This is a genomic window from Flavobacterium cerinum, from assembly GCF_024496085.1.
GTDB classification, from domain to species: domain Bacteria; phylum Bacteroidota; class Bacteroidia; order Flavobacteriales; family Flavobacteriaceae; genus Flavobacterium; species Flavobacterium cerinum_A.
On sequence record NZ_CP101751.1, the window covers coordinates 1,673,902 to 1,686,568 of the forward strand.

A 12,667-nucleotide genomic window follows, 5' to 3' on the forward strand; every position below is an offset into this window, starting at 1 on the left:
ATGAATACTGAAGCTGCTGATAAAGAAAAATGGCTGTATGAAATTACACCCAAAGCAAAACTTTTTTCATTTGATTTCGGAGAAATATGGAAATATCGTGATTTATTAGTGATGTTTGTTAAAAGGGATATTGTTACCTATTACAAACAAACCATTCTGGGACCGCTTTGGTTTTTAATTCAACCGTTGGTTACTTCGATTATACAGTTTATCGTTTTCTTTAAAATAGCCAAATTACAGTCGGACGGAATACCGTACTTTTTGTTCGCATTAGCCGGAAACACCCTTTGGTTTTACTTCTCGGAATGCTTTAAAACAACTTCTGAAACTTTTAGAACCAATCAGAATATTTTTGGAAAAGTGTATTTTCCCAGAATTATCATGCCGCTTGCAATGACGGTGTCCAATCTTGTGAAATTCGGAATCCAGTTTTTATTATTTCTGGCGGTATTAGGATATTATATCTGGAAAGGGTTTCCGATAGAACCCAATTGGACAGTATTGTTAACGCCGGTTTTATTACTTATAATGGCACTCATCTCGTTAGGTCTCGGCATGATCATCTCATCGCTAACAACAAAATATAGAGATTTAACCTTTGTTGTGTCTTTTGGTGTTTCCTTATATATGTATGTAACACCGGTTATTTATCCGGTTTCACAAGTTATTCAGGAGTTGCCGGAAGGTTATTCCTGGTTGGTATATGTAAATCCGTTAACCAGTATTTTTGAGTTTTTTAAATATTCTTATCTGGGCAAAGGGACCTTTACAATGCTGGGACTTTTGTATTCGGTAGTCACTACTATTGGTATCTTTTTGTTAGGACTGATTATCTTTAATCGTACCGAAAGAAGCTTTATTGATACCATATAAATTATTACTTACAGGATCAAGCAGAGACAATAACCATTATATTTGTACCCGGTTTAAACGTTGCCGTAAACAAATAGAAAAACGTTTGTAATCCATCGTGATTTAAAAATAAAACAAGAACATTTAGATGAGTATAAAAAAAATATGTTGTATCGGGGCAGGATATGTGGGTGGACCAACTATGGCCGTTATTGCGCAAAAATGCCCGGATATTCAGGTGACAGTTGTCGATTTAAATGAAAGTCGAATTGCAGCTTGGAATGATGAAAATGTTGAAAATATCCCCATTTATGAACCCGGACTTAGCGAAATCGTAGCGTCCTGTCGTGGCAGAAATCTTTTTTTCTCGACCGAAGTAGATAAAGCCATCGATGAAGCCGATATGATTTTTATTTCGGTAAATACTCCAACCAAAACGTACGGAGTAGGTAAGGGTATGGCAGCCGACTTGAAGTACATCGAGTTGTGCGCAAGACAAATTGCAAGAGTGGCCAAAAATGATAAAATTGTTGTAGAAAAATCAACGCTGCCGGTACGAACTGCCAGCGCGATTAAAGATATTTTAGATCATACCGGTAACGGAGTTCAATTCCAGATTTTGTCAAACCCGGAGTTTTTGGCTGAAGGTACTGCCGTAGCTGATTTATTAGCGCCGGATCGTGTCCTGATCGGAGGAGATACTACAGAAGAAGGGCAAAAAGCAATTCAAAAGTTGGTCGCTATTTATGCAAACTGGGTACCGCAGGAACAAATCCTGACAACCAATGTATGGTCGTCGGAGCTGTCAAAGTTAACAGCGAATGCATTTTTGGCACAACGGGTTTCGTCGATTAATGCGATGTCGGAACTATGTGAAAAAACAGGAGCCGATGTAAATGAAGTAGCAAAAGCAATCGGAATGGATAGCCGCATCGGATCGAAATTTTTAAAATCATCCGTTGGTTTCGGTGGATCTTGTTTTCAGAAAGATATCCTGAATTTGGTATACATTGCTAAATCTTACGGATTGAATGAAGTAGCTGATTATTGGGAACAGGTTATCATCATGAATGATCACCAAAAAAGACGTTTTGCTAAAAATATAATCCAAACGCTATACAATACAGTAGCCGGAAAAAAAATCGCTTTCTTAGGTTGGGCCTTTAAAAAAGATACAAATGATACCCGGGAATCTGCTGCTATATATGTGGCAGACGACTTATTGAATGAAAGAGCTGAAATCTGTGTGTTTGACCCGAAAGTTTCGGAAGATCAGATTTTCTTCGATCTGGATTATCTTGAAACACGTACACCGGCAGAAAACAAAGCCGGATTACAAGTAGATGATAATCCGTATTCAGCAGCTGATAAAGCACATGCAATAGCTGTTTTAACAGAATGGGATGAATTTAAAACATACGATTGGCAACGTATTTACGATAATATGTTGAAACCGGCCTTTATATTCGACGGCCGAAATCTTTTAGATAAAGAAGCACTTGAAAAAATCGGATTCGTTTACCAGGGAATCGGTTCCTAGTGAAAAAAGTATAACTAATAAAAAAGCCTTTCTTATTTTAATATAGGAAAGGCTTTTTCCTTTTTTAATGATCATTTTTAAAGAGCAGAAAAAAAATAGAAAAATAGTTTTCTTTTAAAAATAACGAGTACTTTTGTTGCTCACAATTGTAAGTATGTTAGAATCTTTAATAACATCGAAAACCCGATTGCGGTTGTTGCTTAAATTCTTTATCAATGCTGCTAATCACGGACATTTGAGAGGATTGGCTGAGGAGTTCAGTGAGTCAACCAATGCAATACGTAAAGAACTGAACAACCTTTCGGAAGCCGGTTACCTGGAAAAAGAAGCTGTTCGGAATACAATCTCGTATCGGGCCAATACCAATCATCCGCTTTTTTCGTTACTTCAAAGTGTTGTAAGAAGAACAATAGGACTCGATACGATTGTTGCTACAATATTGGAACGAATGGGAGCTGTAAAAAAAGTGTATTTAGTTGGTGATTATGCAGAGGGGAGAGACACCGGAACGATTGAAGTGGTATTAGTAGGCGAAATGCTAAATGAAGAATATGTCGATCAGTTAGCCTATAAAATTGAAGGAGAAATTAAACGAAAAGTAAGATTTATACTGGCGGATAATTTTGATAAAAAAGGATTATTGCTTTTTGGAAGTGAAGATTAATCTTTGCTAATCCTATGCGATTGTCCGGTAGAATAGTTGAACAACAACTTTTAAACCTGAAAAAACGATTTAAAATGAGCAAGCTTTTAATTACCGGCGGAGCGGGTTTTATCGGATCCAATCTGGTTGAATATTTTCTGAGTAAAAACCATACCGTGGTTTGCCTGGACAATTTTTCAACCGGTTACAAACATAATATTGCGCCTTTTTTGAACCACCCTGAATTTACACTTATTGAAGGTGATATCCGGGATCTGGCAACTTGTAAAAAAGCTGTAGAAGGAGTTGATTATGTATTGCATCAGGCCGCATTAGGATCGGTGCCGCGTTCTATTGATGATCCGATTACGACAAATGAAGTCAATGTGTCCGGTTTTCTAAATATGCTGGTAGCTGCCAAAGATGCCGGAGTTAAGCGATTTGTATATGCCGCAAGTTCGTCGACTTATGGTGATTCTGAAAGTCTGCCGAAAGTAGAAGATTGTATAGGGAAACCGTTGTCGCCCTACGCAATTACTAAATATGTAAACGAATTATATGCTGATGTTTTTAGTAAAACATACGGAATAGAGACAATCGGGTTGCGCTACTTTAATGTTTTCGGAAGAAGACAAAATCCGAACGGAGCTTATGCGGCTGTTATTCCGAAGTTTGTTATGCAGTTTATGAATCACGAAAGTCCGGTGATTAACGGTGACGGTGAATTTTCAAGAGATTTTACCTATATCGACAACGTAATACAAATGAACGAACGGGCACTGAAAACCACTGATAAAGCGGCTGTAAATACAGTGTATAATACAGCTTATGGTGATAGAACAACATTAAAGCAACTGGTAACCTATTTAAAAGAATACCTTTCGGAGCAGGATCCGGAAATTGCCGATGTTGCAATCGTATACGGACCTAATCGTGCCGGTGATATACCACATTCTCTGGCAAGTATTGATAAAGCCAAAACATTATTAGGGTATGCACCCGAATATTCAATAAAAGAAGGATTAAAAAAAGCCGTTTCCTGGTATTGGGAAAACTTAAAATAAAATTATCGAACGATTTACATGGAAACTAAAATTGCTGTTATAGGTTTAGGATATGTAGGCTTGCCACTCGCAAGATTATTCGCTACAAAATATGCTGTTGTTGGTTTTGATATCAACCGGAAAAGAATTGAAGAACTGAATTCCGGAATAGATACAACACTCGAAGTTGATGAAGCAACGTTAAAAGAAGTATTGGTTAATCAGGATAACAATACCGGAAAAGGATTGTTTTGTTCGGCCGATCTGAAAGATATAAGTGATTGTAATTATTATATAATTACCGTTCCGACTCCGGTAGACCGACACAATCGCCCGGATTTGACACCGCTTTATAAAGCCAGTGAAACAGTCGGGAAAGTGCTGAAAAAGGGTGATATCGTAATTTATGAATCTACCGTATATCCGGGTGTTACAGAAGAAGAATGCGTGCCGGTATTGGAAAAAATATCAGGATTAAAATTCAATGATGATTTTTTTGCCGGATATTCTCCGGAACGAATCAATCCGGGAGATAAACAACATACCGTTGAAAAAATCCTGAAAATTACTTCCGGTTCAACTCCGGAAATCGGACAAAAAGTAGATGAGCTATACAATAGTGTAATCATTGCCGGTACCCATTTGGCACCCACTATAAAAGTAGCTGAAGCCGCTAAAGTGATCGAAAATTCACAACGTGATATTAATATTGCTTTTGTCAACGAACTGGCTAAAATTTTTAATATTCTGGAAATAGATACGCAGGCTGTTTTAGAAGCAGCCGGAACCAAATGGAACTTTTTACCGTTCCGACCGGGATTGGTAGGCGGACATTGTATCGGTGTCGATCCGTATTATCTGGCACAGAAAGCACAGGAAAAAGGATACCATCCGGAAATCATTTTGGCCGGACGCCGTTTAAACGATAGTATGGGAGAATACGTAGCCTCTCAGGTGGTTAAGTTAATGATTAAAAAAGGCATTTCGGTTAACGGAGCACGTTTACTGATGATGGGAATTACCTTTAAGGAAAACTGTCCGGATGTTCGAAATACCAAAATTGTGGATGTAATCCATTCATTAAAAGAATACGGAATTACAGTGACGGTATATGATTGTTGGGCGAATGCCGATGAGGTAAGACATGAATATAACATTGAAATGACAACCGAATTGCCGGCAGAAAAATTTGATGCGGTAGTTTTAGGTGTAAGTCATAAAGAATTTTTAACCGTAGATTTTAAATCATTACAGGCAGAAAATAGTATTCTGTATGATGTAAAAGGAGTTTTAAAAGAAAAAGTAGACGGCTGTCTGTAAAGAATACAAAAACAACTCGAAGTAAAACGAGTTCAATGAGACGGGAGAGCGTCAGGATTTACAATTAATAATACTATTTTGATAAAAAGATTATTGCAAAATAAAGAGCGGTTTTTTCTGTTGCTGTCACAAATTGTGATTGCAGTTATCGGTTTGGTAACAGGTAAAATTATTGCTATTTATTTTACACCCGCTGATTTCGGATTATTTAACCTGCAATTTGCAGTGTATACTTTCTTCATGACATTATTGGTGTCTCCTTTTATCCAGTATATGAAAACGGTTTCGAAAACACTTTTGCCCAAATTGGGATACCAGTTTTTTCTTTACCTCGCGATCCTGTTGATGATCGTTTTTTATAGTGCTCTTTTAATCGTCTTTGCATTAAATTACGGTATCGATTATTATTTATTCCTGATTCTGGCGATTATGATTCCGTCGAATTTATTGTTTAATCTGATTTCGGATTACTTTAATATTCAAAACCGATTGAATTTGTTTTCAGTTAGTAATCTGCTGAAAAATTTAGGCGGTTTACTCTTTTTAGGAGTTTTATTCCTGATCAATTATAAATATTCCGATGGTTCCTCAATATTATGGTTGGTTCAGGTAATTGGTTTCTTAATCGGAGGACTTTTGTTTTTACCGTATTACCGGTTTAAATTTTCAAATGTTTACAAAGTCTCCTTTAAAAGATTCTTCAAAAAATATAGCGTTTATGCCTGGCCATTGACAATATTGGCGTTTTGGTCGTGGATGAATAACTACTTCGACCGGTTTGCGATCGAGTATTATTTAGATGTTAAAGAAGTAGGGATATACAATGCCAATTATACGGTCGGATCTAAGTTTTTTATCCTTTTAAATCCGTTTTTCCTGACCTTATTGATTCCGAATGTATATAATAAAAATACGATTCAGGTAAGGAAAGCAGCCATAAATAAATACGCGAAACTCTATACGCTAGCTTCGATACCGGTTTTATTGACAATATACCTTTTAAAAGACTTTGTCGGTAAGTTGCTGTTATCAGAAAGCTATCAATCCGGATTTTATCTGATCTTCTGGATCGCTTTAGCATACTTCTTTTTAACACTGGTTTATTTGTATGAGACTATATTTTATGCCGAAAGTAAAACAAAAGTTATCTTATACAGTAACATAATATCAGCCATTTTTAATGTATTGCTAAATGTATTATTAATACCGATTTATGGTTTAAACGGAGCTTTTATGGCTACTTTAATCGCATTTGGTATTCGGTTTATTGTTATACAATATTATTATAGAAAGTTATGAAAATTGCAATTATAGGTTCAGCCAAGTTTGACAGTCTGGAGTTTCATATCCAGGATGAATTGTTGGTTCAGGGGCATGAAGCCAAAATCTTCGATTATGAATCGGTCTTTTCAGGAAGAATGGATATGGGACTGTCGTTGATCAGTACGGCTTATGTGGACAAGAAAAACCGAAAATTGCTAAAAAATATATTGGCATTTGGCCCTGATTTTGTAATAGGCGTATACCGGCATATTCATCCTTTTGTGGTAAAAGCCATCAAACAGGAAAATATCAGGATAATTCATGTCAATCCGGATCAATTAACAACACTTCAAAATCAGCAATTATTCGTAGAACCTTATGATGTTTATTTTACAAAAGATCCTTATATGGTGAGCTTTATGAAGAATAAACTCAATCTGAATGCACGATTGTATTCGGAAGCGTTTAACGACAGAATTCATAAAAGACCAATTATGGATGCAATGGAATTGGAAAAAGAAATTGATATCGATGTTCTTTGTTTCGGAAACTTATATCCTTACAGAAACCGAATGTTGCATTTGCTGAAAGAAGATGGAATTAAGTTGACTTTGTTCGGAAATAAAGCCAAATATTTTGATCCGTTTCTGGAGACTGAGTATCAGAACAGAGGGATTTACGGAGAAGAAAAAGCAAAAATCCTAAATGGTGCAAAAATCGTATTCAATAATTTTCACTATGCCGAAATTGAATCGGTAAATAATAAATTTTTTGAGATTAGCGGAGCCGGAGCATTTCAGATTTGTGATTACAAACCGATTTTAAAAGAATTGTTACCGGTTGATCCGAAATTGGTCAGCTTTGAAAGTATTGATGAGGCCAAAAAGCTAATGCATTTTTACTTAAACAAACCGGAAAAACGCTATGAATTACGAGATATTATCCTGAATCATTTCAAGGAAAATTATACTTATAAACAACTGATAAAAACTATTTTGGAGTAAAGAATGGATTTTAAACTATCAAATAAAGCCTATATCTTAATTAAATCCTTTATCTGGGTTTTTTATCTGTTTTTTCTGGTCTATTTTTTTAATGGCGAACATTATAATGAAATTGTAATCAGTGTTTTGTTATGTGCTCTGGTAATCCAGATGACGTTGATTTCATTTGTCGATAACTGGTACCGGAATAAAAGACCGACCTTACTCGATTGGTTCCGGCTAACGACCTTTTTTGTTTTGATAATCAATTTTTTTGGAATCATAAAAAATATAAACCGACAGGAAAATTTTAACGGTTACATTCTTAAACCGGAATTTATTTTACTGGGAATAATAACCATATTAACAGGATTATTTGCCTTAAAAATCAGTGAGTTTTTATATGTGTTGCAACATCGTAAATCCGGAGGTAAAAAAAATCCGGAGGTAAAAATAATATATGATCTTCGAAGCCCGAATCTCTTTTTTCTGTTTACAATAGCTTTAGCCTTTATTCAGATTTATCTGGTATTAAGCGGACAGGTGGGATATGGGACTTTTCAGGAAAATACGACTTCGGATCTTTCGTTTTTATTTCAGATTGTATTTATTCTTACCAATTTATTTTTAACCGTATTAGCCATTTTTAAATACCAATATGCTACGAAAAACAAATATCTCGGAATTGTATTTTGGTTTTTCTTCTTTATACAGGTGTTGTATGGCTTTTTAACCGGAATGAAAGAAGCGATAATTGTTCCCGTTGTTATTGTGTTGATTCCATATTTGCTGGCCGGAAGAAAACTGCCTAAAAAATTAATATATATAGGTTTTATAGCGCTTTTATTGGTTTATCCTTTGAATAATAATTACAGAGATATTCTTAACGGCTATCCGAATCTGAAAAAAAATGAAGCTTTTGGATTGGCATTAGCTAAAACAATGGAACTTAGCTTTTCCGAAAATGTGAATCAGGGTAGTGAAAATTTTTCAGACCGGCTTTCGTTATTTCCATATCTGATTTATGCAGTTGAAAAAGAAGGAGAATGGAAGCAATATAAACACATGGATCGTTATGTGTATCTGCCGGTTGCATGGATTTTGCCGAGATTTGTAATCCCTGACAAACCGAAATCAGAAAACGGAGCCATTTTAAATGAGATGATTTTCGGATATTCAACCAATTCGTTAACCGTTACAACTTACGGATGGGCCTTTTTGGAAGGTGGATTGGTATATGTCTTTTTTGCCTTTTTACTGTTTGGTTTTTTTATCTCCTATTTTCAGTATAACCTGGGCGTTACTAATTTTTTCGGATTGCTTTTATACATCGGAATATTGGTCAGTTTATTAAAAGTAGAAAGTGATATTTACTTTATAATAACCGCTGTTTTGCATCAGATATTGATCTGCTTTTTGTTCTATAAGTTTATGATTAAAAAACAAGTACTAACAAAAACGAGGCAAGTATCATGAATAAGACCGGATTAGTATATAGAAGCCCGCAAAACAAACGCTATAGTATAGAAACGTTGTTTAGCCCGCTGGATCAAGATGATGAAATCGAGAAAATTGTATTGCCGGAGAATTTAAATTCATTTGGAAACTTAATCCGAATTATCCGTTTTGGAGTAAAGATTAAACCCAAACTCATTCATATTACCGGTGATGTCCATTATCTTGCTTTTCTGTTGTTCTGGAAAAAAAGTATTATAACGATTCATGATTTAAACCATTATGAAGAATTACAAGGAATCCGAAAGTTTATATATGGGCTAATCTGGTTTTATTTGCCGTTGAAAGCAGCCAAAAAGATTGTAGCAATATCTCCTTATACAAAAGAACAACTGCAAAAACATTTCCGGATTAAGGAACAGAAAATTGTTGTTATTCCGAATTCGTTTTTAAAGTTTGAAACAACGGCATCCGATGTTGTGGAAAAAGATAAAAATAACTTTCAGATACTCTGTATCGGAGGTAATACAAATAAAAATATCGGACGTTTAATAGAAGCGATAGAAGGTGTTGAAGGTGTTTCAGTCCGAATCATCGGAAAACAGAATCCCACCATAATGGATCAATTGAAAAGTAAAAAAATCAACTATTCGATTGTATCCGATTTATCAAGAACGGAATTGGAGGCAGAATATAAAGCTTCGGATGTTTTATACTTTGCTTCAACAAAAGAAGGTTTCGGATTACCGATTCTTGAAGCGCAATCATTAGGAATTCCGGTGATAACTTCCACTACAACGGCAATGCCTTATGTAGCCGGTACCGGAGCCATACTAGTCGATCCTTATAATATAGAATCGATTCGAAAGGCACTATTATTATTGATCAATAAAGAAATAAATAGTGACGATTTAAAAGAAAAGGGATATAAGAATACGGAACGATTTTCTGAATCCAATTTTATAAAAGCATATAAGAATCTATATAAATCAATGCTATAGTGAAAATATTTTTCCCCATTGGTGCATTTTATCCTTCTCAAATAGGAGGGCCGTGTAATACGGTGTATTGGCATACCTGCGAATTAGCGAAACAGGATATTGCAGCTCAGGTTGTGACAACAACAATAGGAATAAAAGAAGGACAGGTAAAAAGTGATACAGCTTATTCCGAAAAATGCGGAACGGTATATTACGGCAAAGGCGGATCCGGAAACCCGCGTACGATAATGGAAGCCCTAAAAAGCGTTAAGAAAAATGACTTGATTCATTTAAACAGCCTGTTTAACCTGTTATCAATAATCGTGTTTTTTTATACGCGGACTTTCGACCGTAAAAAACAAATCATATGGTCGGTTCGGGGAGAATTAAATCAGGGAGCCTTAATTTATAGCCGTAGAAAAAAGAAGCTGTTATTGTTTTTTTATAAAAGAATGTGCAAAAACGTAGTGTTTCATTGTACATCCGAACAGGAAGCAATCGATACAAAAGCAGTGTTTCAAAATGCGCAAATTATTCAGATTCCAAATTTGATCAAACCATCAGAACGCTTTTCGGAAGTCGTAAATGAAAAACAATTGCTTTATGTCGGAAGAATTCATCCCATTAAAGCCCTGCATAAAATTATAGAAGGATTAGCCTTAAGTCCTACATTTGTAACAACCAACGCGAAACTCGTTATTGTAGGCAAATACGAAGAAAGACACAAGTCGTATTATGAAAGTCTTTTAAAATTGGTTCAGGAAAAAAAACTGGAAGATAAAGTCGAATTTAAAGGACACTTGGTCGGTAAAGAAAAAGAACGAATCTATGCCAAATCCTATTTTACTTTATTAATGAGTGAAACGGAAAATTTTGGTAATGTTGTCGTAGAGTCGCTCAATCAGGGAACACCGGTTATGGCTTCGTTAGGAACACCATGGGGAATCCTGGAAAACTATAAATGCGGTTATCATATCGCTAACGATCCGGAGGTTATAGGACAACATATTGACAGACTCTTACAATTGGACTCGGAAACGTATGCCGAATTAAGAAAGAACGCTGTAAAATTGATTGAGAACGAATTTGATATAAAAACACAAATACATCGTTGGATTAACGAATATAAAAAGTACGCAAATGTTAAAAAATAAAACACTATTAATAACAGGAGGAACCGGTTCGTTCGGTAATGCTGTTTTGAACCGTTTTTTACATACCGATCATTTTAAAGAAATCCGCATTTTTTCACGCGATGAGAAAAAGCAGGATGATATGCGAAACCAGTTGAAAAATGATAAACTCCGGTTTTATATCGGCGATGTTCGGGATTATAATAGTATTGAAAGAGCTATGCGTGGTGTGGATTATGTATTCCATGCAGCTGCTTTAAAGCAAGTGCCTTCTTGTGAATTTTTCCCGATCGAAGCAACGAAAACAAATGTATTCGGCACGCAAAACGTAATCGATGCAGCAGCTGCTAACGGTGTGAGTAAAGTGATTTGCTTAAGTACTGATAAAGCGGCTTATCCGATTAATGCAATGGGAATTTCGAAAGCTTTAATGGAAAAAGTAGCAATTGCTGCTTCAAGGGATTTAAAAGATACAACGGTTTGTCTGACACGATACGGAAATGTGATGGCATCCCGCGGATCCGTTATTCCGCTTTTCCTGAAACAAATTAAAGAAGGACAACCGATTACAATAACCGATCCGGGTATGACACGTTTCCTGATGTCATTGGAAGAAGCGGTGGAATTAGTATTGTTTGCTTTCGAAAACGGAAATCCGGGCGATTTATTTGTCAATAAAGCACCGGCCGGTACCATTGGTGATCTGGCTCAGGCGTTAAAAGAAATGTGCAATGCCGATAATGAAATCAAAATTATCGGAACACGTCACGGTGAAAAATTATACGAAACCTTATGTACGCGTGAGGAAATGGTAAAAGCGGAAGATATGGGTGATTTCTATCGTATTCCGGCCGATAACCGGGATCTGAATTACGCTAAATATTTCTCGGAAGGAGAACAGGATGTCTCAAAAGTGGAAGACTATCATTCCCATAATACCGAACAACAGGATGTGGAAGGTATGAAACGCTTGTTGGCACAATTGCCGTTAATCCGAAAAGAAGTTTTCGGAGAGGAAATTTAATAAAGAGAATGATGAAACCGCAACTATTTAAAGGCGATCTTTTTTCGGACACAAGAGGAAAACTATCATTTAATAACGGATTTGATGCTTCGGTTATTAAACGAATTTATTGCATAGAAAATACGGATACGGAATTTATAAGAGCGTGGACAGGTCATCGTATTGAACAACGATGGTTTGCCGCAACTTCAGGAAAATTTGAGATTAAACTGATTGAAATTGATAATTGGGATAATCCAGGCAAAAACCTGACACCGTTCTGTTTTGAACTCAGCGAAGGTGCATTGGATATCGTACACGTTCCCGCAGGATATGTGAGCAGTATTCAGGCGATAGAAGAAGGCTCTAAATTATTGGTAATGGCCGATTATCTTTGGGGAGAAGTTAAGGACGAATACAGATTTGATAAAGACTATTTTGAACAATAAACA

Annotated in this window: 12 protein-coding genes; all 12 read left to right on the plus strand. The window is 36.0% G+C overall.

The window, feature by feature from the left end:
* Entirely contained in the window at positions 1 to 873 is an 873-nt protein-coding gene (locus NOX80_RS07370; protein WP_256552648.1) for an ABC transporter permease, read from the plus strand.
* Positions 874 to 1,000: 127 nt separating this feature from the next.
* Positions 1,001 to 2,392 (plus strand): UDP-glucose 6-dehydrogenase, encoded by a 1,392-nt coding sequence (locus tag NOX80_RS07375; protein WP_256552649.1) that lies wholly within the window; start codon positions 1,001 to 1,003, stop codon positions 2,390 to 2,392.
* Between the two features lie 154 nt (positions 2,393 to 2,546).
* Positions 2,547 to 3,056, plus strand: coding sequence for an ArsR family transcriptional regulator (locus NOX80_RS07380; protein ID WP_256552650.1), 510 nt, complete (start codon positions 2,547 to 2,549; stop codon positions 3,054 to 3,056).
* 74 nt (positions 3,057 to 3,130) lie between these two features.
* The gene (locus NOX80_RS07385; protein ID WP_256552651.1) at positions 3,131 to 4,099 is read left to right on the plus strand and encodes an SDR family oxidoreductase; all 969 of its coding nucleotides are present in this window, start codon (positions 3,131 to 3,133) and stop codon (positions 4,097 to 4,099) included.
* A gap of 18 nt (positions 4,100 to 4,117) precedes the next feature.
* Positions 4,118 to 5,398: a nucleotide sugar dehydrogenase gene (locus tag NOX80_RS07390; RefSeq protein WP_256552652.1), complete on the plus strand. Its 1,281-nt coding sequence runs from the start codon at positions 4,118 to 4,120 to the stop codon at positions 5,396 to 5,398.
* 78 nt (positions 5,399 to 5,476) lie between these two features.
* Entirely contained in the window at positions 5,477 to 6,697 is a 1,221-nt protein-coding gene (locus NOX80_RS07395; RefSeq protein ID WP_256552653.1) for an oligosaccharide flippase family protein, read from the plus strand.
* A complete protein-coding gene (locus NOX80_RS07400; protein WP_256552654.1) occupies positions 6,694 to 7,665 on the plus strand; it encodes a CgeB family protein in 972 nt (323 codons plus the stop codon). Before NOX80_RS07395 ends, NOX80_RS07400 begins: the two co-directional genes overlap by 4 nt.
* 3 nt (positions 7,666 to 7,668) lie before the next feature.
* Complete coding sequence (locus NOX80_RS07405) at positions 7,669 to 9,120, plus strand: hypothetical protein (RefSeq protein WP_256552655.1); 1,452 nt, start codon at positions 7,669 to 7,671, stop codon at positions 9,118 to 9,120.
* Positions 9,117 to 10,100: a glycosyltransferase gene (locus NOX80_RS07410; protein ID WP_256552656.1), complete on the plus strand. Its 984-nt coding sequence runs from the start codon at positions 9,117 to 9,119 to the stop codon at positions 10,098 to 10,100. Before NOX80_RS07405 ends, NOX80_RS07410 begins: the two co-directional genes overlap by 4 nt.
* Positions 10,100 to 11,233: a glycosyltransferase family 4 protein gene (locus NOX80_RS07415; RefSeq protein ID WP_256552657.1), complete on the plus strand. Its 1,134-nt coding sequence runs from the start codon at positions 10,100 to 10,102 to the stop codon at positions 11,231 to 11,233. The genes NOX80_RS07410 and NOX80_RS07415 overlap by 1 nt, the downstream gene beginning before the upstream one ends.
* Entirely contained in the window at positions 11,220 to 12,236 is a 1,017-nt protein-coding gene (locus NOX80_RS07420; RefSeq protein ID WP_256552658.1) for a polysaccharide biosynthesis protein, read from the plus strand. Before NOX80_RS07415 ends, NOX80_RS07420 begins: the two co-directional genes overlap by 14 nt.
* 11 nt (positions 12,237 to 12,247) lie before the next feature.
* Positions 12,248 to 12,664, plus strand: coding sequence for a WxcM-like domain-containing protein (locus NOX80_RS07425; protein ID WP_256552659.1), 417 nt, complete (start codon positions 12,248 to 12,250; stop codon positions 12,662 to 12,664).
* Positions 12,665 to 12,667: the final 3 nt, after the last annotated feature.